A 24442-nucleotide genomic window follows, 5' to 3' on the forward strand; every position below is an offset into this window, starting at 1 on the left:
GCGAAATCAGTGTGGCGCCTGGGCGGGCGACTTGAAAGGAGAGTGCGCCTGCAGCGTGGTCGCATAGCGCTGGATCGAGTGCGCCTCCTCGACGCACCAACGCCGCAATGCATCGGAGAAGTCGCCATCGGCGATCCAGTGGCGGCTGTGCACGAAATGCGGCAGGAACCCGCGCGCCAGCTTGTGTTCGCCCTGCGCGCCGGGTTCGAATGCGGTCAGGCCCTCACGCAGGCAGTACTCGATGCCCTGGTAGTAGCAGGTCTCGAAATGCAGTCCCGGTGCGGTTTCGCTGGCGCCCCAGTAGCGTCCATACAGGGTGTCGCCGCCACGCAGGCACATCGCGCCGGCAATGGCGCGGCCACCGCGTTCGGCCAGGAAGATGACCAGGTTGCGCGGCATGGTATGGGCCAGGTGGCGAACGAATTGCAGCGTCAGTGCCGGCGAATTCCCGTAGTCGCGGAAGGTCAGCAGGTAGAAGGCGAACATGGTGGCCAGGTCCTCGTCGCTGGCTTCATCCCCGTGCACCACCCGGAACACGATGCCCTCGCGGGCGACCTTGGCGCGTTCCTGGCGGATGTTCTTGCGATGCTTGTGGTCGAACGCAGCCAGGAATCCGTCGAAGTCGCGCCAGCCCGACTCGTTGCGCCAGTGGTACTGGATATCGATGCGCGGCAACCATTCCATCCCGAATGCACCTTCCTCGCCGGCGGCATGGAAGTTGATGTGCGCCGAAGAAGCATGGACCGCCCTGGCCTGCGCGATCACAGCATCCAGCAGGGCCGTGCGGTGGCCGTCGTCGACTGCCAGCAGACGCGGACCGGTCACCGGCGAGTAGGGCACGGCGCCCAGCCATTTCGGGAAATAGTCCAGGCCGTGCTGCGCGTAGGCGTGGGCCCAGGCATGGTCGAATACGAACTCGCCGTGGGAATTGGTCTTCATATAGCCCGGTGCCGCCGCAACCAGCCGGTCGGCTTCCCACAGGGTCACGTGACGGGGAGTCCAGCCCCATTCCTCGCGCAGGCAGCCATGCTGTTCCAGCCCGGACAGGAAGGCGTGCGACACGAACGGATTACGGCCGTCGTGCAACGCATCCCAGCTCGCAGCCGGGAGTTCGGTCAACGCGGCCAGCATGCGCACCGAAGCCATCAGGGGCGCAGGTACAGCAGGTCGATGGTCGGCGGGTTGAACAAGCGCATGGGCAATCCGATCTCGCCAAGTCCCGTGGTGGTGAAGACCCGCACATTTCCCTGGGGCGTATGTGCCAGCTGCTCGCCACGGTCGAAGTCGTAGGCGGTGGGAATCACCTTCCGGTACAGCCACGGGATTCGGATCTGGCCGCCATGGGTGTGCCCCGCCAGCACCAGCGTCGCATCGGCCGGTGCAAGGCGCATGGCGCTGTCGGGGTTGTGTACGAGCACCACGGTAGGCAGGGAGCTCGGCGCGGCCTTGAGGAAGGCCGGATCGTCGTTGCCACCCCAATGATCCCCCAACCCGGCCCAGCGGAAACCGGCTCGGGTGTCTGTGATGCGGCCCTCGATGATCTGGACACCATGGCCCTTCAATGCCTTGCGCAGGGCCCGGTCGATATCCGCGCCGGGAGCCTGCTGGTCATGGTTGCCAAGCACGGCATACACGGGCGTCCGCAGGCGGGCCAGCGGGGAAAACAGGGCCTGCAACGAAGCCGTGCCGGGTTCGTAGGTCAGGTCCCCCGCAATCACAACCGCATCGACGGGGAGGGCGTTGAGGCGGGCGACGACGCGCTCCAGGAAGGCGCTGTCCTTGTAGACACCCAGGTGGACGTCGCTGATCAAGGCGATCCGCGCATGCACGCCGGTGCCGGAGAGCGTGGTTTCCCGCACCCGGATCATCTGCGGTTCGACGAACCGGGACCACGCGAACAGCAGGCTGGCCGCAAGCAGGCAGGCAGCGATCGCGCGACTGCCCGGCTTGCTCATTTTCCAGACCAGCCAACCGATGAACGGGAATACGAGATAACTCCCGTAGAACAGGCACTGCTTGATCAGGATCTTGTCCACGCGTAATGCGCCGTTGCCGGGGGACGGTTCTTCAGGCGTCCTTGTCGAGATAGCGTTCGGCGTCCAGCGCCGCCATGCAGCCGAAGCCGGCCGAGGTGATGGCCTGGCGGTAGTGCTGGTCGGTGACATCGCCAGCGGCGAACACGCCTGGCACGTTGGTGGCCGTGGCATTGCCTTCGGTGCCCGAATGGATCTTCAGGTAGCCGTTGCTCATGTCCAGCTGGCCTTCGAACAGCCCGGTGTTGGGCGTGTGGCCAATGGCCACGAACAGGCCGTGCACGGTGATGTCACGGGTACTGCCGTCCAGCACCGATTTGACCCGCACGCCCGTGACGCCCGCCTCGTTGCCCAGCACTTCGTCGATGGCGTGGTGCCAGACCAGTTCGATCTTGCCCGCCTGGACCTTGGCGAACAGCTTGTCCTGCATGATCTTTTCAGCGCGCAGGGTGTCGCGGCGATGCACCAGGTAGACCTTGCGGGCGATGTTGACCAGGTACAGCGCCTCTTCGACCGCCGTATTGCCGCCGCCGACCACCACCACGTCCTGGTCGCGGTAGAAGAAGCCGTCGCAGGTAGCGCAGGCCGACACGCCGCGGCCCTTGAAGGCCTCTTCAGAGGCCAGGCCCAGGTACTTGGCGGTGGCGCCGGTGGCGATGACCAGGGCATCGGCGGTGTACTCGCCGCTGTCACCAATCAGCTTGAAGGGACGCTGGGCCAGGTCGACCGTATGGATGTGGTCGAAGATCACTTCCGTATCGAAGCGCTCGGCGTGGGCCTGCATCCTCGTCATCAGGTCCGGCCCCATCAGCCCATGGGCATCGCCCGGCCAGTTGTCCACTTCGGTGGTCGTCATCAGCTGGCCGCCCTGCTGCAGGCCGGTGATCAGGACGGGCTTCAGGTTCGCGCGTGCGGCATAGACAGCGGCGGTCCAGCCGGCCGGACCAGAGCCCAGGATCAACAGACGGCAGTGCTTGGAGGAATTGATCGAAGAAAGGCTCATGTATACTCAAAATGAGGGGGAAAAGAACGATGCGCGGGCTTTTTCGGCCCCTCATCGGAGTTGCATAGAGTGGCGGCGGGGCGCAGTTGAAGCAAGGCACGCACGTGGAACGCGAAGATGCACAGGGGTCACGCGACATGCCGGTCGAGACGCGCATAGCCTGCGACTTTCCACTTGTCCGCAGGCATGGCCACTTTCAGCCACACTGCCTTTGATGCTACTGAAATTGCAGCTCGATTCGTTTATTATCAAAGACTAATGAAGCATTCCTAAGGTCTGGTCGATAGGTGGCAAAGCAGGTTCCGGAAACTTCCAAGGCCAAGGGTGCCAATTCGGCCGCCCGCAAGCAGGCGTCGGTGGCCAATCCACGTCGCCAGCGCCTGTGGCGCGACCTGGCGCTGATCGCCATCGCTCCGCTGCTGCTTTATCTGCTGGCGAGTCTCTTCACTTATTCACCCGATGATCCGAGCTGGTCGCAATCGGGCAGCCTCACCGCACCCATCCACAACCTGGGTGGCAGGGTAGGGGCCTGGGTCGCCGACATGCTGCTGTACCTGTGCGGCTATGTCGCCTTCCTGCTTCCCATCATGCTGGGCGTGGTGGCCTGGATCGCCTTGTTCGGCATGGACACCGATGGCGATGGCGAAGCCGACCTGGGGCCGGCGCTGCGCCTGATCGGCATCGTGGGTTTCCTGATTTCCTCCACCGGCCTGCTGTTCATGCGCGCGGTTCCGGCGGCGGATTTTTCAGCAGGGCCGGGCGGCATCCTGGGCCGCTTGGTGGGCGGCTCGCTCAACAGCCTGTTTGGCAGCCTGGGCGGCAATCTTTTCCTGCTGGCGCTGTTCCTGGTGTCGGTAACGCTGGCCACGGGCCTGTCCTGGTTCGCGGTGATGGAACGCATCGGCAAGGGCGTGATGGCGCTGCCGGCGCTGTTCCGTCGCGGCACCCACCAGGCCGCCGAGTGGCAGCAGACCCGGGTTTTGCGCGAGGAACGCGAGGAAGTGCGCAAGGTCGAAGCGGTCAAGCGCGCACGCCGCGAGCCCGTGCACATCGAACCGCCACCGACGCCAGTCATCGAGAAGAGCGACCGCGCCAAGCGCGAGCAGCAGATTCCGCTTTTCCACGGCACCGGTGGCGACCAGTCGGGCATTCCGCCGCTGTCGTTGCTGGATGACCCCAAGCCGCAGACCAAGGGCTATTCCGAGGAAACGCTGGAAACGGTGTCGCGGCAGATCGAGTTCAAGCTCAAGGACTTCCGCATCGACGTCAATGTGGTCGGCGCCTATCCCGGCCCGGTCATCACCCGCTTCGAGATGCAGCCCGCACCCGGCGTCAAGGTCAGCCAGGTCAATTCGCTGGACAAGGACATCGCCCGCGGACTCAGCGTGAAGTCGGTGCGCGTGGTCGACGTGATTCCCGGCAAGTCGGTGATCGGCCTGGAAATACCCAACACCAGCCGCGAGATGATCTACCTCAGCGAGCTGTTGCGGTCCAAGGAATACGACAAGTCGCCCAGCCCGCTGACCATTGCCCTGGGCAAGGACATCGCCGGCCGGCCCACCGTCGCCGACCTGCAGCGCATGCCGCACCTGCTGGTGGCCGGCACCACCGGTTCGGGCAAGTCGGTTGCGGTCAATGCCATGGTCCTGAGCCTGCTGTACAAGGCCAGCGCCAAGGACGTGCGCATCCTGATGATCGACCCGAAGATGCTGGAGCTTTCGGTCTACCAGGGCATCCCACACCTGCTGGCGCCGGTGGTCACCGACATGAAGGAGGCCGCCAACGGCCTGCGCTGGTGCGTGGCCGAGATGGAGCGCCGTTACAAGCTGATGAGCGCAGTCGGCGTGCGCAACCTGGGCGGCTTCAACAAGAAGGTCAAGGATGCGCAGGACGCCGGCCAGCCATTGATGGACCCGCTGTTCAAGCCGGGTTCCAACACCGGCTTCGCCGACCTGGGCGATGCGCCGCAGCCGCTGGAAACCCTGCCTTTCATCGTCATCTTCATCGACGAATTCGCCGACATGATGATGATCGTCGGCAAGAAGGTCGAAGAACTGATCGCCCGCCTGGCGCAGAAATCCCGCGCCGCCGGCATGCACCTGATCCTGGCCACGCAGCGTCCGTCGGTGGACGTGATCACCGGCCTGATCAAGGCCAATATCCCCACACGCATCGCGTTCCAGGTTTCCAGCAAGATCGACTCGCGCACCATCCTGGACCAGTCCGGCGCGGAGACGCTGCTGGGCATGGGCGACATGCTGTACCTGCCTCCCGGTACCGCCATGCCGGAACGCATCCACGGCGCCTTCGTCAGCGACGAGGAAGTGCACCGCGTGGTTGAACACCTGAAGGCGACCGGCAAGGCCGACTACATCGAAGGCGTGCTCGAGGAAGTCCAGACCATGGGCGACGGCACGGTCGTCGGCGCAACCGGCCTGCCGGAAGCTGCCTCTTCCGGTGATGCGGAAAGCGACCCACTCTATGACGAGGCGGTGAAGATCGTCACCGAAACGCGCCGGGCTTCCATTTCCGGGGTGCAGCGACGGCTGAAGATCGGCTACAACCGGGCCGCGCGACTGGTGGAGGCAATGGAAGCGGCCGGTGTGGTGACGCCACCGGAACACAACGGTGACCGCAGCGTGCTGGCGCCGCCGCCACGCTGACCGGACACCGATGCAACGCATAGCCCTGCTATTGCTGGCCGCCCTTGTCGCATTGCCCTCGCAGGCGCAGCAGGCGGCGCAGGCCCAGCCGCAAACGGCGGTGTTGCCTCCCGCGCCCGAAGCCAGCGCGGCGCAGGAACCGGCCAACAGCTTCAGCATCGTGCGCTATCGCGCCGACCACCAGGTCAAGGCCGATGCCACCAGCGTCGAGACCAGCGAATACGAAATCCTTATCAAGACCAAGGCCGGCGTCGACAACTTCAGCCAGGTACGGCTGAGCTACAGCGAAAAGATGGAAACGCTGGAGGTGCTCGCCGCCTACACGATCACCGCGGACGGAACGCGCCACGACGTGGCGGCAGACAAGATCTACACGCAGGAAAGCTATTCCAGCGCCTCGGCGGCCATGTATGCCGACCGCAAGGTCAGGATCATCGTATTCCCCAACCTGGCGCCCGGCACCCGGCTGGTCTACCGCTACCGGCAAAGCCAGAACACCGCCTATTTCCCCGGTTATTTCGGCCTGTGGGAGAACTTCAGCCCATTCGCCCAGTACGACAACGCCGAAGTCACCCTGACCGCTCCGCAGGGTCTGCCTCTGCATCTGTACACACGCGGCGTGCAAGGCAGTGACCAACCCGTCATCAAGGACGGCATCGCGCACTGGTCGTGGTCGTACAGCCGCAGCCAGCCGATGCAGAACCAGAACTGGACGGCGGCCGCCTGGGAATACGGCCCGACCATCATGGCAAGCACCTACGCCGATTTTTCGGCCATGGGACGCGCTTACCAGTTGAAGGCGGGCGAAGCGGCAAGCGTCACTCCGCCGATACGCGAACTCGCCGCGGAACTCACCCGCGGCATCAGCGGGCGTCGCCAGCAGGCCGCCGCGATCTACGCATGGGTGGCCCGGAATATCCGCTACGTGGCCGTATACCTGGGCAACGGCGGGCTGGAGCCCAATTCGGCGGGCAGCATCCTCGCCACCCGTTATGGCGACTGCAAGGACCACACCGTTATCCTGCAAGCGTTGCTGGCAGCCAAAGGCATCGCCAGTTCCCCCGTGTTGATCGGCGCTGACGGCGGACCCACGCTTCCGCCCATCGCGGTGCTGGGCCGCTTCAACCACGCCATCAACTACCTGCCCGAATTCGATCTGTACGTGGATTCGACCAATCCCTACGCCCGCTTTGGCCAGCTGCCGGCAAGCGACCTGGGCGCACCGGTCGTGCATACGGCAGATGGCAGGATTGCGCGTACGCCGGCCAACGACCCCAGCGTCAGCGCCTACAGGTCGCAAAGCTTCTATGACTTCAAGACCGACGGCAGCGTCAGTGGGCGAACCTTGCAGGACAGCGGTGCCTCGGGAGAAATCGGCCTGCGCAGCACCTTCTCGCAACTGACCTCGCAAAACCGTTCGCGCATCGAGGAATCGATCATGTCCGCATCCGGGTTCACCGGGTCGGGACGGATCACCATGCAGGGCGACGTAAACGACCTGGAACGGCCATTCGGCTACTCGTTCGATTTCGATGCAAGCGATTACGTGGACTTTTCGGTCGTGGGCGCAATGATCCTCCCGGACCCGCCCGGCGCCGAGTCCATGCGCAATATCCACGCCACCGCATCCAGCCCGGCCAATGCCACGCCGTTCTACTGCAACAGCAGCCTGCGCGAAGAAACCTATACGCTCCGATTCCCGGCCAGCGTTCCCCTGATCGCAGTACCCCACAACAGCCGCTTCAGCAACCCGGCCGGGCAATACGAAAGCCACTGGAAGCGCCAGGGCGGCCAGGTCGTGGCTACGCACCGGCTCATCCTCAACGCGATCCACGGCAGCGACAGGTTGTGCCAGCCCGACGATTACCCCGCGTTCCGCGAGCTCTACCAGCACGTGCGCCGTGGCTTCCGTGCACAGATCGTCTATGGCGACCTGCGTAAAACCCTCGAAAACACCGGGACCGCGGATTGAGCATTCAGCCTCCGGCCGGCATGCTCGGTACGTATTCAGCTTCGGCTGGCGACACTGTCGCCATTCGATTTACCAGGAAACCCCCATGAAGCAGACCCTCCGCTACGCATTGATCGGCTCGCTCCTGTTCGCGGGCACCGCGTTGGCCGGCGCCCGTGACGACCTCAAGACCTTCACCAATGGGCTGAAGGGACTGGACGGCCAGTTCACCCAGCAGGTCTACGATGCCAAGGGCAAGCTGAAGGAATCGTCGAGTGGTCGCGTAGCACTGTCCGCACCGCGCCTGTTCCGGTGGGAATATGCCAAGCCCTATCCACAGCTGATCGTGGCCGATGGCAGGAAGGTCTGGGTCTATGATCCGGACCTGCAACAGGTCACGGTGCGCGAGCAGGGAAGCGAGGAGCAGAACAGCCCGCTGTCCGCCCTCATCGACCCGACCAAGCTGGACAAGCAATTCAACGTGAAAGAGTCCGGCACCTCCGACGGCCTGCAATGGCTGACGCTGACGCCGAAGAACGAAGGTGATGCCAGCTTCCAGTCCGCGCGTCTGGGCTTCGGCAAGTCCGGCCTGGCCCGCATGGATGTCGTAGATGCGGTCGGCCAGAACACCCGCATCAGTTTCGTCGGCTGGAAGCGCAATCCGGCCTTCGCGGGTACCACGTTCAAGTACACGCCAGCCCGCGGCGTCGATGTGGTCGGCGACATCTGAGCATCGCGGCCCCGGGTTGCTTGCCATGGCCCGGGACCCGGGACGCTAGAATGGTGGCGTGGCCAAAGCCAAGTCAAAACTGACCGACGAACCCGATCTGCTCAGCGTGGATCGCAGTGCCATGCGTCCGCTGGCCGAACGCATCCGTCCGCGCAACCTGGATGAAATGGTCGGCCAGCGCCGTCTGCTGGCCCCGGGTACCGCCTTGAGGCGGGCGGTCGAGTCGGGACACGTGCACTCGATGATCCTCTGGGGCCCGCCGGGGTGTGGGAAGACCACGCTGGCTTTGTTACTGGCCAAGTACGCCGATGCGGAATTCAAGGCGATCTCGGCGGTGCTTTCCGGCTTGCCCGAAGTGCGCCAGGTGCTTGCCGAAGCCGCGCACCGTTTCGCCGACGGTCGCCACACGGTTCTGTTCGTCGATGAAGTGCACCGCTTCAACAAGGCCCAGCAGGATGCGTTCCTGCCACATATCGAGCGCGGCACCATCATTTTCGTTGGTGCGACTACCGAGAATCCGTCCTTCGAATTGAATTCTGCCTTGTTGTCGCGATGCCGCGTGCACGTGATGGAGTCCGTTTCCCGGGACGACATCATGGCGGCCCTGAGGCATGCGCTGAAAGATGGGGAACGCGGTCTGGGCGGGCAGGGCATACAGGTGCCGGACAACCTGCTGGGCGAGATAGCTGGTGCGGCCGATGGCGACGTGCGCCGTGCGTTGACCCTGCTGGAGATCGCCGCCGAACTGGCGCTTGGCGAAGGTGGCGAGATCACCGAACAGACGCTGCTGCAGGTGCTGGCCGACCGCACGCGCCGTTTCGACAAGGGTGGCGAACAGTTCTACGACCAGATCTCGGCATTGCACAAGTCGGTGCGCAGTTCCAATCCCGATGGCGCGCTGTACTGGCTCACGCGCATGCTAGATGGTGGCTGCGACCCTGGCTACCTGGCGCGCAGGATGACGCGCATGGCGGTGGAGGATGTGGGCCTGGCCGATCCGCGTGCCCTGCAGATGGCTATCGAAGCCTGGGAAACCTACGACCGCCTTGGCAGTCCCGAGGGCGAACTTGCACTGGCGCAGTTGGTCATCTACCTGGCGAGCACCGCAAAATCTAATGCCGGGTACAGGGCCTTCGGTGCCGCCAAGCGTGACGTGCGCGAATACGGAACCCAGGACGTGCCCCTGCACCTGCGCAATGCACCGACCAAGCTGATGAAGGAGCTTGGTTATTCCAAGGGTTACCAGTACGACCATGATGCGGAAGGCGGCATCGCCCTGGACCAGACGGCGTTCCCAGATGCCATGGGCGAGCGTGTGTACTACGAACCGGTGGAGCGCGGCATGGAGATCAAGTTGAAGGAAAAGATCGATCACCTGCGGGCCGCGCGTGCGCAAGCCGTGCGCAATGCGCGGAAGTCCTGACGCATGCTGCCAATGGTCTGGTGGCAACAGCTTGCCCTGGTGATGGCGGGCGGGGCGCTGGGTGCCGCGGGAAGGTTCTGGTTGAGCGGGCTGTTGCTGCGGCAGCTTGGCCAGGGATTTCCATGGGGGACGCTGGCGGTCAACCTGATCGGCTCGTTTTTCGCTGGATTCCTGATCATCTGGCTGGAAGCACGCGGTCCTTCGGCGATCTATTGGCGCGCGTTCCTGCTGGTAGGAATCATGGGCGGACTGACTACTTTCTCGGCGTTGATGGTGGAATGCCTGATGTTCGCGAAGACAGATCGAAATGAGCTGATGCTGCTCTATCTCGGCACCAGCCTGATCGCCGGACTGCTGGCGATCTGGATGGGCAGCCGGTTCGCACAGGCTTTCGTGACTTCAATCTGATGGCGCTTCCCGGGCATCTGCATCATGGTGCAGTGCGATAGTGGTTTACCTGCAGTGGCAACTCCCGATACTTATTTTTTTCGTTAATTTGCCGCCGACCGTTCGGCGGTTTTTTTATCGGGTTTGTCCTGATTCTTTTTTTTGCGGCGTTCTTGCCGCAATTACGCGGTAATCACCGATACACACGCAATGCCCGCCAAGGCTTTTTTTTCGCTTCTTTGTTATTAACCATTCGTGGACAGGCCACTAACAAATTCTCTTGTAAATCGGGTGGGCGTCGTCTTCATCAAGCCTCCCCTGGGCTTCTGGCGGCGTGTAGGAGAACAAAATGTTTACGAGAAAAACCCTGATCGCGTCGGCGATAGCGTTGGGCCTCGGACTTCTGGGACCAGCCTACGCGGCGGAAAACAACGAGAGCGGAGATGGCGACGATGTGCTGACCGCAACGGACGCCACTGACAACAGCAATAACAGCGACAACAGTGACAACAGTGACAACAGTGCCAACGGCGTCGCCGGAGCCGAAGGCTATGGCAACGCTGCCGCGAACAACGGCGGTACGGCCACGGCCAACTTCTCCAATTCCTTCAATCACAGCAAGGCCATCGCCACGACCAAGCTTGAAGGCTATGTGAGCGATGTCTACGTGCATGACATTGGCAATGTCGCCAAGAACTACGGCGACGCCAATGGAGGAAAGGGCGGTAAAGGCGGTGCTGGCTATGGTGGTGATGGCTACGGTGGCGAAGGCTACGGCGGCAATGGCGGCGACGGCGGCAACGGCGGCGACGGCGGCAGCGGTGGCGATGCCGACAACGGCAGCGCATCGGCAGGCGATTCCAGCAATGGCAGTGCCACCATTGGCGATGCCTATGCTGGAAACGGCGGTCGTGGCGGGCGTTCCGACCACAACGACAGCGGCCGGGGCGGCGATGGCGAAGGCTATGGCGGTCCGGCCGGCAGCGCGAGCGGTGCGGGCGGTGGCGACGGCTACGCAGATGGCGGCCATGGCGGCGGCCTCAGCGCATCGGCTGGCGGTGACGGCAGCGGCACGAGCGGCGACGACACCTTCGGCGATACCACGGGCACCGGCGGCGCCGGCACATCCGGCGATGGCACCGGAACCGGTGGCTCCGGCACTGCAACCGGTGGCGCCGGCACGGCAGGCGCAGCGACTGCAACCGGTGGAGCGGGCAGTGGCACTGCCGGCAACAGCGGCGACGTGGCAAGCACCGCAGGCAACGGCGGCGATGGCGGATCGGCCACCAATGGCGATGCCACCAATGGCGGTGCGTCCTCCAGTGCAACCAACGGCGATGCCCTGGCAGGCGACGGCGCGACTGGCGCGGTCGGCGCAGAAGGCGGCGTTGGCGGCGATGGCAACGGTGGCGTCGGCAACGGCGGCGTCGGCAATGGCGCTACGGGCGGAGCTGGCGGCGGCGGCGGATCGGTTGTCAACGACGCTGGCGCGTTCGACATGTCCAACAACATGACCAGTGTCGGGCAGTCGGCGGCGGGCATCATGGTGGCAGCGCAGAACAGCGGCATGGCGTCGCTGATCCAGCAGGGCATCACGGTGCAGGCCAACCTGACCGTAGGTCCGTAAAGCGCAGGACGGCATGCATCGGGCCGCCCTTCGCGGCCCGGTGCATCTCACGGAAAGCCGTAGGGGCGGTGATTACGTGCGGGACGTATGGGAGAAGATCATGAGTATTGCTCGTACGATTTTTCTGCTTGCGTGCGTCGTGGGATCCAATACCTGCCTTGCCGAGGAAGAAGCGTTCCCTGTACAGGGGCAGGGCGCTGATTCCCTGGAAATCCAGGTTGAGGCTCCGGGCCTGCTGCCTTCGGCTGATGCCGGGCCGGTCGCGCTGGAGGATTCCAGCGCCATCGGCATTCCGGTCGATGTCGGGATACTGCAGGACCTGCGTGGAGGCGAAAGCAGCGTAGACAACAAGGTCCAGATCGACGGATGGGTGGATGGCAACGTGGCCGAGGATGTGGTCACCGGTTCCAACGCCATCAATGGCGATGCGTTCGCCAATAGCACCGGGATCAGCACCGTAATCCAGAACACCGGGAACAATGTCCTGATCCAGAACGGCATGGTGGTCAACGTGCAGTTCGTCGGTCCCTGACATGGACGTTGGCAGGCTGTGCCTGGCCTTGGCCTTGGCCGCGGTAATTGCGGTGCCGACACGGGCCAGGGAGATGTCATTGCGCGTGCCGCCTGGCGGAAGCTATGCGGTGCGCGTCACCAGCCTGAAGGAGGCGCGGTACCAGACCACCATCGCCCAGCAGTACGACTTCAGCTGCGGCTCGGCGGCTACCGCCACCTTGCTCACTTACCAGTACGGACACCCGGTGGATGAGCGACAGGTTTTCGTGAAGATGTACCAGAGCGGCGACCAGGCCAAGATCCGCCAGCAGGGATTCTCGCTGCTGGACATGCGCAGGTACCTCGAGTCGGAGGGTTTCCAGGCTGATGGTTTCGAACTGCCACTGGAGAAACTCTCGGACGAGGGCCTGCCCGCGATCGTCCTGCTCAATGACCGTGGCTACCGGCATTTCGTGGTGGTCAAGGGCCTGCGCAATGGGCGGGTATTGCTGGGAGATCCTGCACGTGGCACGCGCGCCATGCCGCGTTCGCGTTTCGAGGCCCTGTGGGACAACCGCTTGCTGTTCGTGGTGCACAACCGGCGCGACAGCGCCCGCTTCAACCAGGGCGCGGACTGGCGTACCGCGCCGCCGGCACCACTGGAACTTGGCGTCCAGCGCGACGGCCTGCGCAACATTGCGCTGCCCAGGCGCGGCGTGGGAGATATCTGAGCCATGAACAGAATCCTTTTCCTCGGGTGGCTGGCTGGAATCTGCGCCAGCCCCCCTGCTGTTTCCGCGGATGCTGCGCCGCCTGACGTCGCTGCCGACGCGCTTGGCAGCGAATGGGTGCCGGTCGATCCCGCCCTCCTTGCCGACATGCGCGGCGGAATGGTGCTGCCTTCGGGACTATCGCTTTCGTTCGGCATAGACAGGCTGGTCTACGTCAACGGCGACCTGGTCGCCAGCACGCGCCTGCATATCGCCGACATCGCACAGATGACCCAGGAAGACGCGGCGGCGCTGGTGGCGCTCAACCAAGGCACTGTCATCCAGGTAGGCAGTGGCAACGCCATCAGCCCGGGCCCGGCCACCAATGGGCTGGTGATCCAGAACACGTTGGACAACCAGGACATCCGCGCCCTCACCAGCCTGCAGGTTGGCGTGGATACGTTGGGGCTGTTGCAGGAAATCAATAGCTACGACGCGCTGCATAACGCCTTGATCGCGTCGCCCGGTGGCCCATGAACAGGGAGAAGGCTGTGCAACGGAAATCAATTAAGCATGCTGGGACCCTGATTCCGCTTGTCTGCGCCACCATTTCGTTCTGCTACGGCGCCCATGCCCAGGAGCCTGCCGACACGTGGGATGCGGGTCGGCTGGCGGTCCTTCAGCAGCAGATCAACGAACAATCACAGAAGCTGGAAGACATGCGCCAGTCGATAGGCGTCCAGGAGGAAAACCTGTTCCGTCTGCAGCGTGCGCTGGATGAAGAGGTGCTGGCCAATGCGCGCGCACGCGGTATCCAGCCACCGCCGCCGCATCCGATGCTGCAGGCGGCCCCGGCATATGCACAGGCCCAGGGTCGCCCTGCGGAATCGCGGCAACCCGTCGGTCAGGCGCCGGAAACGGATTCGCGGCCGCCAGAGGTGGCGCAGATCTTCGACCAGCCAGGCGTGTTGACTCCGCCGGGGAAGTTCGTGCTGGAGCCTTCGCTGCAGTACGGTTATTCGTCCAACGACCGGGTTGCGCTGGTTGGCTACACCATCATCCCCGCACTGCTCATCGGGCTGATCGACGTGCGCCAGGTGAAGACCACTTCGGCAACGGCCACGCTGACTGGGCGCTATGGGTTGAACAACCGGTTCGAGCTGGAGGCAAAGATTCCCTACGTCTATGTCAACGGCGACACGGTCAGCCGCGAGATCTTCACCGGCACGGCGGTGGACAATGTATTCAACTCGCACGGCAGCGGACTGGGAGACGTGGAAATCACCGGGCGTTACCAGCTCAACCGGGGTGGCCCGGACAAACCGTTCTACGTGGCCTGGCTGCGCTACAAGAGCCGGACAGGCACGGACCTGTTCGAAGTGGTGACCGACTGCATCACCCGTTGCGTCGGCAACACCACCGGCACCGGCCTGCCATTGGACCTGCCGACCGGCAGTGGCTTCGATGCGATACAGCCGGGCATCACCTGGCTGTTTCCGTCCGACCCGGTGGTTTTTTTCGGCAGCCTGAGCTACCTGCACAATTTCCCCCGCAACAACGTTTCCCGTACGCTGATCGACGGACAGCGGGAATTCCTCGGCGACGTGGAAGCCGGTGACATCATCGGCTTCAACATGGGCATGGGCCTGGCCTTGAATGAGAAAGCGGCCATCAGCATCGGCTACGACCAGAACCTGGTGGCCAAGACCAAGCAGAACGGCGAGGCGGTCGCCGGCTCGGTCAATGTCACCCTGGCCACCCTGTTGCTGGGGGCCACGTACCGCTTCAATGAAAAAGCCTCGCTCAACGTGGCGCTGGGGGCGGGCCTGACCCGTGATACGCCCGACGTCAGCGTGACGGTGCGCGTGCCGGTTACTTTCTGAGAAGTCGTTCGCGCATAGGCAGGGGCGGGTGCACACCCACCCTGGATTTGTCGCTGCAACCCGTCAACGCTTGAAGCGGTAGTGCGCCACCATCCACTCGTTGCCGTTGTCATAGCCGAACAGCTCGGCGCATGCCATCCAGAACATGCGCCAGCGCTGGTACCACAACGGCGCGTCGACCATTCCGTACACGCTCTGCAGGACCCGCATGACCTGGTCGCGGTTGTTGTCCTGGTTCTGCAGCCAGGCGTTGGCGGTCTTCTCGTAGTGCGTTCCCGACAACAGCCAGCGTTGCTCGATGCTGATCTTGTCCTGGAAGGCGAGCAGGGTGTCAGCCGAGGGCATCAGCCCGCCAGTGAAAAAGTGCCGGCCCATCCAGTTGCCTTCGCCCTTGGCCTCGAACAGGTACAGCAGCTCGCGGTGGCAGAAGATGTGCACGAAAAGCTTGCCGCCTGGCACCAGCCAGCTGCCGATGCGCGATAGAAGCTCCTGGTAATTGCGCATGTGCTCGAACATTTCCACGGAGACCACGCGGTCGAAGCTTTCGTCCTGCAGACGCAGGTTGTTGACGTCGGCGGTGATCACCTCGACGTTGAAGATCGCACGTTCGCGGCAGCGCGCTTCGATGAACTCGCGTTGCATCTTCGAGTTGGAAACGGCGGTGATCCGGGATTCGGGATACTGCTTGGCCATCCACAAGGTCAAAGACCCCCAGCCACAGCCCAGCTCCAGGATGCGCTGCCCGTTGCCGAGTTCGGCACGCTCTCCGTACAGGCGCAGCATGTGGTCCTCGGCCATGCTGAGGCTGGTGGTGGCCTCGTCCCAGTAGCAACTGCTGTATTTCAATTGCCGGCCCAGGCAGAGCTGGAAGAACTCCGGCGGCAGCTCGTAGTGCTGGCGGTTGGCGGCCTGGGTTTCAACGGCGATGTCGCTGTTGCGCAGGCCTTCCAGCCAGGCCTGCTGGCGGGCGAAGACCTCTTCGGCGCCACCCTTGCGCTCGTCCTTGAGGCGCTGCGCGCATTGCCGACGGATACCGAGACGCAGCAGATTGTCGGGCAGGCGACCGGACTCGGCCAGGCGGGTGGCGAAGCTTTCCTTTTCGGTGTCTACGATGAAAGGTGAAGAGGTTGACATGCAGGCTCCAGGGATGGACATCAATGCTTCGGGGGAAGCGGTACGAAAGGACTGGTGGTGCGCTGGTACTCGGCGTAATCCGCACCGCGCGTGCGCAAGGCCTGCGCCTCGGTGTAGGGAATGCCGGTGACCCGATACAGGAACGCCAGCATCAGCGCCGGCCCGATGAGACTGACGGCCACCCAGCCCGTGCCCATGCCGATGGACAGGAACACATAGGTGAACCAGTGCAGGAATTCGAAGAAGTAGTTCGGGTGCCGCGAATAGCGCCACAGGCCACTGCGGCAGGTCTTGCCGCGGTTGGCAGGATCCATGCGGTGCGCGGCCAACTGGCTGTCGGCCATGCCTTCACCCATCACTGCGACCAGCCAGACCACGACGGCGATTGCCTTCCACAACGTCCAATGCGCAACCGGGTTGTGTGCGGCAATCCAGAACGGCAGGGAGAACAGCACCACGAATCCCGCCTGTGCCTGGAAGAACAGGAAGAAATTGCGTTGATTGCCGCTCCAGCGCACACGCAGGTTGCGGTAGCGCCCGTCTTCCTCTTCGCTGAAGACGCGCCTGGCCAGATGCAAGGCCAGGCGCGCGCCCCACAGGCCGCCCATCAGGGCCACCAGCACGCGGGGCAGGGCGGCGCCCGGCAACACCAACGCGTAATAGACCGCGGCCACGGCCATGCCGGCCGACCACAACACGTCAACGATGCCAGCGTTGGCCGTCTTCCGTTGCCACAGCCAGCCACCGCCCATCAGCACGGACGCAGCCAGCAATACCCAGAGCAAGGGCCACGCGTTCATCCTGGAACTCCGCTGGACGAGGGTAGGGGGGTTCTCGCGAGGCGCAGCGTGGCATAACTCAACAGCCCCATTGCCGCTCCCCACAGCGCAGCCAAAGGTACCAGTACCGCCGCACAATAATCTGTGAATTGAACCGCACCCCACGTACGCGACGCAATCCAGTACGAGAGCGCTCCGCCCAGCGCGCCAAAGGCGATGGCCAGCAACGGGCGGCGCATGATGCCGGACATCGAATGATTGAAGGTCAGGGCAAAGCCCATCCAGAGCGACAGTATCCACACGGGGGCGAGCGCGGCAGATGGGACGGGCGAGGCATAGCGCAGCAAACCGCTGGCCGCCATGGTCGTATCGACCACGAGGCCCACCGGCAGGGCAAGCAGCATCAGGCCCACGTCACCGCGGGCGCGGAATCGGGGCAAGAGCTGGACCGCGGCAAACAGCAACAGGCACAGCGGGCCCAGCCAGGCAAGTCCACGTGCCGCACCCCCTACCGCTGCCATCCATAGCAGTTGCGAGGCAATGAAATTCAGCCAATTGCTCACGCCGCCGCCATTGCATACGGATATTGCGGCGGGCGCGCATCCGGACGCGTCAGCCACAGGTGCACGTCGCCGATGGAACGTTCGCGGAACCCGCCCTCGCAATAGGCCAGGTAGAAGTTCCACATGCGCACGAAGCGGGTGTCGTAACCCAGCGCCCTGACCCGGGGCAAGTTCGCATGGAAGCGCTCGCGCCAGGCCTTGAGCGTCAACGCGTAACTGGGGCCGATGTCCTCCAGGTTGAACACGCGCAGGTCACTGGCCCGCCCAATGGCGCCAGCCATCGCCGACACGCTGGGTATGAAGCTGCCCGGGAAGATGAAACGCTTGATGAAGTCGACCGACTTCAGGGCCTGCAGGTAGCGGTGGTCCTCGATGGTGATCGCCTGCACCAGGGCCTCGCCGTCGGGCTTGAGCAGGCCGGCGACCTTGGCGAAGTAGGTGTCCAGGTACTGGTGGCCGATGGCTTCGATCATCTCGATCGAGACCAGCCGATCGTACTGCCCGTCCAGGTCACGGTAGTCCTTGAGCATCACCTCGACGCGGTCTCCCAGCCCTGCCTGCTGGATGCGCTGGCAGGCCAGCTCGTGCTGCTCGCGGGAGATGGTGGTGGTGGTGACGTGGCAGCCATGCTCACGGGCGGCATGCAGCGCGAACCCGCCCCAGCCCGTGCCGATCTCCACCACGTGGTGCTGTGGGCCCAGGCGCAGTTTCTCGCATATGCGCGCCAGCTTTCGTGTCGAAGCAACTTCCAGGGTCTCGTCCTCGCTCTCGAATATCGCGGAGGAATACATGAGGTTGTCGTCCAGGAACAGCTGGAACAGCGGATTCCCCAGGTCATAGTGCGCGGCGATGTTGCGGCGGCTGCCCCTGCGCGTATTGCGGGCAAGCGCATGCATGGCCTGCATCGCCCAGCCGCCCAGTTTTGCCAGCCCGGAGTCCATTGCGTCCAGGCGTTCCCGATTGCGTACCAGGATACGCACGAGGGCGACCAGGTCGTCGCAGTCCCACAAGCCCTCCAGATAGGCCTCGCCTGCGCCAACGCTGCCGTTGAGCGCGGCCATGCGGTAGAAGGCCGGGTCGTGGATCCGCAGGTGCGCGTGCAGCGTTGCATCGGCATGGGCCGCGGGTGTGCCAAGGACCATGGTTTCGCCGCTTTCCTCGATCGACAGTCGGCAGTCGCGCAACTCGCCCAGCGTTGCAAGCAAGCGCTTGCGCAGTACCTTTTCAACCATCGAAGATGCAGCCTGCTGGGTGGCGCCATCGAGCACGGGCACATGCGGACGATTCACGGGGATATCCTTTTCTGTGGATGGTCATGGACGGGATTGCCGCGTAGCCAAAGGCGCAGGGCTTGCCAGTGGATGGCGGCCAGCACTTGCAGCGTCATCAGCGGGAAGCGGAGCAGCGCCGCTGCCAGGTGGCGTGAATCGATGGGAGCCCGCCGCAGGACCAGGGTGGCGTCGAACTCACGATCTGTTGGATCACCTTGCGACTCCGGCGACAACACATCCATGTGCACGTGCAAGCTGTCACCAGGAACGTCTAATCGCCATGCGTAGGCGTGTTGCATCGCCATGAAGGGCGAGACATGGAATCGCTTTTCGAATTTCCAGGCGTGCATCCTGCCGTGGGGATTGGCGTCAGCGGCCGCAAGCACATAGACATATCGCTGCTTCCAGGGCGTGTTGGTGATTTCAGCCACCACGGTATCCAGCGTCTGTCCGTCTTCGGCGAAGCAGTAATAGAAGCTGACCGGATTGAAGCACTTGCCGAAGTAGCGCAGGTGGGCAAGCAGGCGTATCGGACCGCGCGGCCGTGGGTGGCCGTGCTGCTCCACGCAGTCACGCACGGCCAAGTCCAGTGGCACTGCAGGGTCGCCCAGGTAGTCACTGCGCCTGAATTCGGCCACGTTGCGCCGCCCCACCGACCACAGCCAGCGACCCGCGAACACCTGCTCGACTTCGGCAAGGTCCAGGTAGGCCATGAACAGGCGATAGCGGAACGCATGCGGATGGGGTGCATGGCGTCGATGCCGCACCCAGCCCGTGTAGAGCCCGCTCGCAAGGTCCGCGGCGCGCGGGCATGCATTGATTTCACTGTGCTGCGGATCCGCCGCAGGGCGCAACAGGGTCATGGCCACTGCACTCCCAGTCCACGTGCGACCTCCACTCCGCTGCGCAATCCATCTTCGTGGAAACCGAACCCCCAGCCCGCACCGGCGAACCAGGTGTGCGCAAGCCCCTGGATTTCCTGCTTGCGTGCCTGTGCCGCTACCGAGGCATGATCCTGCAGCGGATGGCGGTAGTGCAGCCGCCGATGGATCCGTGCCGGGTCAATGTCGGCGTGCCGGTTGAGCGAGACGATGAACTGCTGCGGCGCCTGCAGCGACTGCAACGCATTCATCCAATAGCTGACACTGCAGGGCGCGTTTTTGTCCGCAGGCACCCAGGCGTTCCACGCCGCCCAGGCGCCACGGCGCGTGGGCAGTACGCGGATATCCGAATGCAGGATGGCCTCGTTGTCCTGGTACTGGATCGCGCCGAGGATTTCCCGTTCCCGGGCGGTCGCATCGACAAGCAGGGACAGCGCATCGTCGGCATGGCAGGCAAGCACCACTTCGTCGAAAAATTCGCTGCCAAGCCTGCTGGTCACGCTGGCACCGCCGGTCACCCGACGTACCGAAGTCACTGGCGTCGCCAGTCGTTCCTGCACCGTCCAGCGCGAGCGCAGCGCGCGTACATACGATTGCGAGCCGCCACCGACCACCCGCCATTGCGGCCGGCCCGTCAGTTGCAGCATGTCGTGGTTGGCCATGAAGGCGACCAGGTGCTTCATGGGAAACCCGAGGATGCCGCGCGCGGGCGACGACCACAGCGCCGACGCCATCGGGATGAGGTGGTTGTCGCGGAACATGGCCGAATACCGGTTCGATGCGAGGTACTCGCCCAGCGTGGGGCCTGGAGTACCCGTGCCCAGCACGGCCGGCGCATCGCGGTAGAAGCCCCGAAGCTCGGCCAGCATCCGCCAGAACGACGGGTTCAGCAGGTTGCCGGGCTGGCAGAACAGGCCGCGGACGCTACCGGCGTTGTATTCCAGCCCACTGGCTTCATCGTGGACCGAGAAGCTCATCGTGGTGGGCTGTGATACGACGCCAAGCTCGGCGAACATCGCAGTCAGCAGCGGATAGTGCGCCTGGTTGAAGACAATGAAGCCCGAATCCACCAGGTGGTGCCGGCCATCGACTTCAATGTCGTGGGTGTGGGTATGGCCGCCAAGGTAATCGCCGCTTTCGAACAGCACGACCTGGTGCTGGCGCGAAAGCAGCCATGCCGCGCCCAGCCCCGCAATGCCGGAGCCCACCACTGCAATGCGACTCATGCCGGGCGGCGCCCCGGTCGCGACAGTCCTGCAGGCACCGGTTTAAGGTCGCGCACCAGGCCGAGCCAGGACATCAGTTTCAGGCCATACCAGGTGACGTCGACTTCCCACCAGCGGAAACCCTGGCGTGCCGAGCCTGGGAAATGGTGGTGGTTGTTGTGCCAGCCTTCGCCAAAGGTGATCAGCGCCAGCCACAGGTTGTTGCGGCTGTCGTCCCTGGTGTCGAAGCGGCGGCTGCCGAACACGTGTGCCAGCGAGTTGATGGTGACGGTGGCGTGGAACAGCACGATGGTGGAGATGAAGAATCCCCACACCAGCAGTTGCGGGCCGTTGGTGGCCAATGCCGGATGCGCGTGCTGCAGCCAGTTGCCGCACTGGAAAAGGCCCACGGCCAGCAGTAGCGGCAGAACGATGTCGAAGCGGTCCAGCAACCTGAGTTCGGGAAACTTGCGCAGGTCGGGAATTGCGTCCCAGTCGGTGCGGAAGCCGCGCGGGGTCAGGAACCAGCCCATGTGGCTCCACCAGAAGCCGTGCTGGCGCGGCGAGTGCGGATCGGCCGGGGTATCGGTATGGCGGTGGTGCTGGCGATGGTGCGCGGCCCACCACAACGGCCCGCGCTGCACGCAGGTGGCTCCGATCGCCGCGAACACGAACTGCACCACGCGCGAGGTACGGAACGACTTGTGCGAAAAATAACGGTGGTAGAAGCCGGTCAGCGCGAACATCCGCAGCCCGTACAGCGCCACTGCCACGCCCAGTGCGAACCAGGAGAAACCCACCCAGACCACGGCCAAGCAGGCCAGGTGCATGGCGACGAAGGGCGCGGTGCGCAGCCAATCGATGCGATCGGCGTGTTCTCCGCATTCGGCCGGCGATCCCTCCACGCTGGAATCAAACCAGCTGAGCAGCGTGCGCAACCCGGCGTGGCGCTCGTCGGCAGGCCCGGGGGCAGGAGAAACGGGCGGTGGGCACGGCACGGCGTGGACTCTCGGAGAAGGGATGCTCCGACCTATACGTTCCGCACCTTGTTATGGATGCAGCTGGCCCGACGCAACTTCGCCGGGGCCGAGGGCGTCATGCGCTCAGAGCATTGCGATCGAACCCTTGGCCGTGACCGGGCCGCTGGGATTGCCACCCGGTCCTCCGCCTGGCGGTTCCAGCGTGATCGCGAGAATCGCGCGCGCGTCGAGCAGAGCCAGCCACTTCTCCGGTACCTGGGCCGATTGCGCGCGCTCGGCGCTGACGAGGCCGAGCGAACGCGGGGTGCCGTCGGCCGGGATCAGCCACAGTTCCTGCACGCGCCCCGGCTCGACCACCGGATCGAGCGGGGTGATGGTCATGCGACCACTGCGCTGGTCGACGGTGGCGACGAATCCAGGCCGACCGTCATCGCGAGCCAGGGTGGATGCCATCGGAACCGGTGTCGGGATCGGCGGCGCAACCACGACCGGAGGTGCCGGCGCGGTGTCGGGCATGCGTACGGAATTCAAGAGTGCCAGCAAACATACGGCCGCGGTGACGAAACCACCCACGCCCAACCAGCGCCAGAATCCAAGGCTGTTCCAGAACGGGCCGCGCTCGGCGGCGACCACGCTGCGGGGCGAGGGACCGAATCCGAGCGCGCTGCCGATCCGCGCCCAGACATAGTCGGGGACCGGAACGGGAGCGATCTGTGCGGCCAGCGCCATGAAGCCCTGTTCCCAGCCGGCGACCTCGTCGGCGAAGGCGGGCTCGCGGGCAATGCGCGACTCGACAGCGCGTCGCTGCGCGGTATCGAGCACGCCCAGGACATATTCGCCGGCCAGCACGTCGTCCTCGGGTGGCATCTGATCCATCGGCAGGGAGGGTGTGTTCATCGTTCCAGGCACGCCTTCAGTTTTACCAGGCTGCGCCTGATCCAGCTCTTGACCGTGCCGAGCGGCGTGCCGCTGCGCTGGGCCAGTTCCTCATAGGTAATGCCTTCGAAAAATGCAGTGCGCACCAGTTGCTGGCGTGGCACTTCCAGCTCGCCAAGGCAGACATCCAGCCGATGTCCTTCGAGCATGGCCTCCGCGGCGCCCTGGGCATCGGGCGCGGCGTCCACCAGTTCCTCGGCCAGGTCGATCGGGACCGACTGGCGGCTGGCGCGGCCCGAACGGATATGGTCGATGGCGCGATTGCGCGCCATCATCGTCAGCCAGGTAAGGCCGCTTGCGCGTGCCGGATCGAACTGGGTCGCCTTGCGCCAGACGTTGGTGAACACTTCCTGCAGCACGTCCTCGGCCTCGGCACGCTGCGGAATGATGCGCATGCAGACTCCGAACAGGCGCGGCGAGGTGCTGCGGTAAAGTCTCTCGAAAGCGGCGCGGTCGCCGTTGGCGGTCGCCAGCAGCAGTTGGCCGGGCTCGTCGTGGTCGGACGTGTCTGCGAATCGGGGGACCGGCATGCGTGGGCCTGTGGCGCGGGAGGGTGGACTGACCACCGATGCTACCCCACGCGAGATCGCTGCGTTTTCACTTGCGCGGCCGCGATATCTTCCATAGCAGGACCGCGGCAATGAGCAGCATCCATTCGAGCAGGGCAAGCAGCAGCGTGGCCGGCTCCAGCGGCCACAGTCGCGCCATGCTGACGGCGCGGTACAGCACGATGGGTATGTAGAAGGCCAGCGCCAGCACGACCCCGTTGCGCGGCTGCCGCGTCCGCGCGAAGTAGGCGAACAGGAACGCCATGCCGAGTTGCAGGCCTCCGTAGATGACCAGGTATTCGGACTGCCCGGACCTGCTGAGCACCTGGTAACCCACAGCGGATGCCGTGGTCCCGGGAAACAGCGTGCACCAGAGTGCCAGCAGGGCGTAGAGCACGGCATTGAGGTAGAGATAGGCGTTGACCATGCAAGGCTCACTGGCTGGGGTAGGGGAAGACATCTCATAAGCCGGCACAGCTCTTGACTGCGGATGGATCCATTGGGTGGGTCTTGTCCGCGGGGATCATGCAATGGCGGCCCAGAACGGCCACATGGCCCGGCTGCGAGAGGGCGAATACGTCATTCCTGCGGATCCGTCCGCGCAGGAAGTTCGGTCGCCAGCGGACGGCCCGCTGCCCGAATGCAGCGCCTGTGCAGGCAGTGGGCAGGAAACGAATGCATGTGGCGGGTCCGTTGACGGGCTTCACTGACCATTACGTGAGGCGCCGTCCTACGGATGCACGCGATGCAGCCCGCTTTGCCGCAGCCGTGCAATCGGACACGCTTGCTGCCATGCCGGCACCGGTGCTGAAGGACCAGTCGATGCGCTTGACGATGCTGTTGTTGCTGCTTTCCACCACTGCGTCCGTGCAGGCGCAGCAGGTATACAAATGCGCCGGAACCACCGGCGTGGCCTATCAGTCGCAGCCCTGCCTGCCGTCGCAACGCACGCTGAAGCAATGGGACGCTGCACCGGATCCACCGCCTGCCCCGACAAAGGGCAAGGCCGTCGCTTCCGCCAGGGTGAAACCGCCGTCGAAACCGGCGCGCCGGTCCAGGGGCCCCAATAACATGCGGCAACGCGCCGATCCTGCGGAGGCGCGCTGCAATGCGGCCAAGGCCCGCCGCGTGTCGAAGCTCGAAGCGGTGGGGCTGAAGCGGACCTTCGACCTGCTGCGGAAGCTGGACGACGCCGTGCACCTGGCTTGCCGTTAGCGGACCGGCTGCTGGCGGCTGCCAACGC

Annotated in this window: 24 protein-coding genes; 11 read left to right on the forward strand and 13 right to left on the reverse strand. The window is 64.3% G+C overall.

Annotation, left to right across the window (positions count from 1 at the left end):
* Positions 1 to 6: 6 nt before the first annotated feature.
* From DT603_RS00790 to trxB, 3 genes are read right to left on the reverse strand one after another with little or no spacing between them, the layout of a single operon-like run.
* Positions 7 to 1146: a GNAT family N-acetyltransferase gene (locus DT603_RS00790; protein ID WP_162347951.1), complete on the reverse strand. Its 1140-nt coding sequence runs from the start codon at positions 1144 to 1146 to the stop codon at positions 7 to 9.
* Positions 1146 to 2036 carry a metallophosphoesterase gene (locus DT603_RS00795; RefSeq protein WP_162347952.1) on the reverse strand — a complete coding sequence of 297 codons (891 nt, stop codon included), beginning with the start codon at positions 2034 to 2036 and terminating at the stop codon, positions 1146 to 1148. Before DT603_RS00795 ends, DT603_RS00790 begins: the two co-directional genes overlap by 1 nt.
* Before the next feature lie 31 nt (positions 2037 to 2067).
* Positions 2068 to 3036 carry a thioredoxin-disulfide reductase gene (trxB, locus tag DT603_RS00800; RefSeq protein ID WP_162347953.1) on the reverse strand — a complete coding sequence of 323 codons (969 nt, stop codon included), beginning with the start codon at positions 3034 to 3036 and terminating at the stop codon, positions 2068 to 2070.
* A gap of 287 nt (positions 3037 to 3323) precedes the next feature.
* Here trxB and DT603_RS00805 point away from each other — a divergent pair, with 287 nt between their 5' ends.
* The 10 genes from DT603_RS00805 to DT603_RS00850 all read left to right on the forward strand — a co-directional run bounded on the left by DT603_RS00805 (position 3324) and on the right by DT603_RS00850 (position 14902).
* Entirely contained in the window at positions 3324 to 5699 is a 2376-nt protein-coding gene (locus DT603_RS00805) for a DNA translocase FtsK 4TM domain-containing protein (protein WP_162347954.1), read from the forward strand.
* Between the two features lie 10 nt (positions 5700 to 5709).
* Entirely contained in the window at positions 5710 to 7671 is a 1962-nt protein-coding gene (locus tag DT603_RS00810; RefSeq protein ID WP_162347955.1) for a DUF3857 domain-containing protein, read from the forward strand.
* An 85-nt stretch (positions 7672 to 7756) separates the two neighbouring features.
* On the forward strand, positions 7757 to 8380 hold the full coding sequence (gene lolA, locus DT603_RS00815) for an outer membrane lipoprotein periplasmic chaperone LolA (RefSeq protein WP_162347956.1): 624 nt from the start codon (positions 7757 to 7759) through the stop codon (positions 8378 to 8380).
* Positions 8381 to 8501: 121 nt separating this feature from the next.
* Positions 8502 to 9803 (forward strand): replication-associated recombination protein A, encoded by a 1302-nt coding sequence (locus DT603_RS00820; protein ID WP_246191534.1) that lies wholly within the window; start codon positions 8502 to 8504, stop codon positions 9801 to 9803.
* Positions 9804 to 9806: 3 nt separating this feature from the next.
* Complete coding sequence (gene crcB, locus DT603_RS00825) at positions 9807 to 10211, forward strand: fluoride efflux transporter CrcB (protein ID WP_162347958.1); 405 nt, start codon at positions 9807 to 9809, stop codon at positions 10209 to 10211.
* Between the two features lie 328 nt (positions 10212 to 10539).
* A complete protein-coding gene (locus DT603_RS00830; protein ID WP_162347959.1) occupies positions 10540 to 11817 on the forward strand; it encodes a hypothetical protein in 1278 nt (425 codons plus the stop codon).
* A gap of 100 nt (positions 11818 to 11917) precedes the next feature.
* The gene (locus tag DT603_RS16010; protein ID WP_162347960.1) at positions 11918 to 12349 is read left to right on the forward strand and encodes a hypothetical protein; all 432 of its coding nucleotides are present in this window, start codon (positions 11918 to 11920) and stop codon (positions 12347 to 12349) included.
* Position 12350: 1 nt separating this feature from the next.
* Positions 12351 to 13040 carry a C39 family peptidase gene (locus DT603_RS00840; protein WP_162347961.1) on the forward strand — a complete coding sequence of 230 codons (690 nt, stop codon included), beginning with the start codon at positions 12351 to 12353 and terminating at the stop codon, positions 13038 to 13040.
* A 3-nt stretch (positions 13041 to 13043) separates the two neighbouring features.
* Entirely contained in the window at positions 13044 to 13556 is a 513-nt protein-coding gene (locus DT603_RS00845) for a hypothetical protein (protein ID WP_162347962.1), read from the forward strand.
* Positions 13553 to 14902 carry an acetate kinase gene (locus DT603_RS00850; RefSeq protein WP_211368222.1) on the forward strand — a complete coding sequence of 450 codons (1350 nt, stop codon included), beginning with the start codon at positions 13553 to 13555 and terminating at the stop codon, positions 14900 to 14902. Before DT603_RS00845 ends, DT603_RS00850 begins: the two co-directional genes overlap by 4 nt.
* A gap of 63 nt (positions 14903 to 14965) precedes the next feature.
* Here DT603_RS00850 and DT603_RS00855 read toward each other — a convergent pair whose 3' ends face one another.
* The 10 genes from DT603_RS00855 to DT603_RS00900 form a co-directional block, all read right to left on the reverse strand.
* Positions 14966 to 16036: an SAM-dependent methyltransferase gene (locus DT603_RS00855; RefSeq protein WP_162347963.1), complete on the reverse strand. Its 1071-nt coding sequence runs from the start codon at positions 16034 to 16036 to the stop codon at positions 14966 to 14968.
* Positions 16037 to 16056: 20 nt separating this feature from the next.
* Positions 16057 to 16836, reverse strand: a complete 780-nt coding sequence (locus tag DT603_RS00860; RefSeq protein ID WP_162347964.1) for a DUF1295 domain-containing protein — start codon at positions 16834 to 16836, stop codon at positions 16057 to 16059.
* Positions 16833 to 17378: a DUF2878 family protein gene (locus DT603_RS00865; RefSeq protein WP_162347965.1), complete on the reverse strand. Its 546-nt coding sequence runs from the start codon at positions 17376 to 17378 to the stop codon at positions 16833 to 16835. The genes DT603_RS00860 and DT603_RS00865 overlap by 4 nt, the downstream gene beginning before the upstream one ends.
* Positions 17375 to 18610 carry an SAM-dependent methyltransferase gene (locus DT603_RS00870; protein ID WP_162348331.1) on the reverse strand — a complete coding sequence of 412 codons (1236 nt, stop codon included), beginning with the start codon at positions 18608 to 18610 and terminating at the stop codon, positions 17375 to 17377. The genes DT603_RS00865 and DT603_RS00870 overlap by 4 nt, the downstream gene beginning before the upstream one ends.
* A 53-nt stretch (positions 18611 to 18663) precedes the next feature.
* Positions 18664 to 19518: a DUF1365 domain-containing protein gene (locus tag DT603_RS00875; protein WP_425500912.1), complete on the reverse strand. Its 855-nt coding sequence runs from the start codon at positions 19516 to 19518 to the stop codon at positions 18664 to 18666.
* Positions 19509 to 20756 (reverse strand): NAD(P)/FAD-dependent oxidoreductase, encoded by a 1248-nt coding sequence (locus DT603_RS00880; protein ID WP_162347967.1) that lies wholly within the window; start codon positions 20754 to 20756, stop codon positions 19509 to 19511. Before DT603_RS00880 ends, DT603_RS00875 begins: the two co-directional genes overlap by 10 nt.
* Entirely contained in the window at positions 20753 to 21757 is a 1005-nt protein-coding gene (locus tag DT603_RS00885) for an acyl-CoA desaturase (protein WP_425500921.1), read from the reverse strand. Before DT603_RS00885 ends, DT603_RS00880 begins: the two co-directional genes overlap by 4 nt.
* 81 nt (positions 21758 to 21838) lie before the next feature.
* Entirely contained in the window at positions 21839 to 22612 is a 774-nt protein-coding gene (locus DT603_RS00890; protein WP_211368223.1) for an anti-sigma factor, read from the reverse strand.
* Positions 22609 to 23181, reverse strand: coding sequence for a sigma-70 family RNA polymerase sigma factor (locus tag DT603_RS00895; protein WP_162347969.1), 573 nt, complete (start codon positions 23179 to 23181; stop codon positions 22609 to 22611). The genes DT603_RS00890 and DT603_RS00895 overlap by 4 nt, the downstream gene beginning before the upstream one ends.
* A gap of 67 nt (positions 23182 to 23248) precedes the next feature.
* Positions 23249 to 23626: a DUF4345 domain-containing protein gene (locus DT603_RS00900; protein WP_162348333.1), complete on the reverse strand. Its 378-nt coding sequence runs from the start codon at positions 23624 to 23626 to the stop codon at positions 23249 to 23251.
* A 365-nt stretch (positions 23627 to 23991) separates the two neighbouring features.
* Here DT603_RS00900 and DT603_RS00905 point away from each other — a divergent pair, with 365 nt between their 5' ends.
* The gene (locus DT603_RS00905; RefSeq protein ID WP_162347970.1) at positions 23992 to 24414 is read left to right on the forward strand and encodes a hypothetical protein; all 423 of its coding nucleotides are present in this window, start codon (positions 23992 to 23994) and stop codon (positions 24412 to 24414) included.
* The last annotated feature ends 28 nt before the right edge of the window (positions 24415 to 24442 follow it).

Source organism: Pseudoxanthomonas gei, assembly GCF_010119615.1.
Lineage (GTDB): Bacteria > Pseudomonadota > Gammaproteobacteria > Xanthomonadales > Xanthomonadaceae > Pseudoxanthomonas_A > Pseudoxanthomonas_A gei.

Bases quoted from the DNA above. Each gene is read 5' to 3' on its own strand.
- DT603_RS00790 (WP_162347951.1), bottom strand. From the start codon at position 1,146: ATGGCTTCGGTGCGCATGCTGGCCGCGTTGACCGAACTCCCGGCTGCG.
- trxB (WP_162347953.1), bottom strand. From the start codon at position 3,036: ATGAGCCTTTCTTCGATCAATTCCTCCAAGCACTGCCGTCTGTTGATC.
- DT603_RS00810 (WP_162347955.1), top strand. From the start codon at position 5,710: ATGCAACGCATAGCCCTGCTATTGCTGGCCGCCCTTGTCGCATTGCCC.
- lolA (WP_162347956.1), top strand. From the start codon at position 7,757: ATGAAGCAGACCCTCCGCTACGCATTGATCGGCTCGCTCCTGTTCGCG.
- DT603_RS00820 (WP_246191534.1), top strand. From the start codon at position 8,502: ATGCGTCCGCTGGCCGAACGCATCCGTCCGCGCAACCTGGATGAAATG.
- crcB (WP_162347958.1), top strand. From the start codon at position 9,807: ATGCTGCCAATGGTCTGGTGGCAACAGCTTGCCCTGGTGATGGCGGGC.
- DT603_RS00830 (WP_162347959.1), top strand. From the start codon at position 10,540: ATGTTTACGAGAAAAACCCTGATCGCGTCGGCGATAGCGTTGGGCCTC.
- DT603_RS16010 (WP_162347960.1), top strand. From the start codon at position 11,918: ATGAGTATTGCTCGTACGATTTTTCTGCTTGCGTGCGTCGTGGGATCC.
- DT603_RS00840 (WP_162347961.1), top strand. From the start codon at position 12,351: ATGGACGTTGGCAGGCTGTGCCTGGCCTTGGCCTTGGCCGCGGTAATT.
- DT603_RS00845 (WP_162347962.1), top strand. From the start codon at position 13,044: ATGAACAGAATCCTTTTCCTCGGGTGGCTGGCTGGAATCTGCGCCAGC.
- DT603_RS00850 (WP_211368222.1), top strand. From the start codon at position 13,553: ATGAACAGGGAGAAGGCTGTGCAACGGAAATCAATTAAGCATGCTGGG.
- DT603_RS00855 (WP_162347963.1), bottom strand. From the start codon at position 16,036: ATGTCAACCTCTTCACCTTTCATCGTAGACACCGAAAAGGAAAGCTTC.
- DT603_RS00860 (WP_162347964.1), bottom strand. From the start codon at position 16,836: ATGAACGCGTGGCCCTTGCTCTGGGTATTGCTGGCTGCGTCCGTGCTG.
- DT603_RS00870 (WP_162348331.1), bottom strand. From the start codon at position 18,610: ATGGTTGAAAAGGTACTGCGCAAGCGCTTGCTTGCAACGCTGGGCGAG.
- DT603_RS00880 (WP_162347967.1), bottom strand. From the start codon at position 20,756: ATGAGTCGCATTGCAGTGGTGGGCTCCGGCATTGCGGGGCTGGGCGCG.
- DT603_RS00890 (WP_211368223.1), bottom strand. From the start codon at position 22,612: ATGAACACACCCTCCCTGCCGATGGATCAGATGCCACCCGAGGACGAC.
- DT603_RS00895 (WP_162347969.1), bottom strand. From the start codon at position 23,181: ATGCCGGTCCCCCGATTCGCAGACACGTCCGACCACGACGAGCCCGGC.
- DT603_RS00900 (WP_162348333.1), bottom strand. From the start codon at position 23,626: ATGGTCAACGCCTATCTCTACCTCAATGCCGTGCTCTACGCCCTGCTG.
- DT603_RS00905 (WP_162347970.1), top strand. From the start codon at position 23,992: ATGCCGGCACCGGTGCTGAAGGACCAGTCGATGCGCTTGACGATGCTG.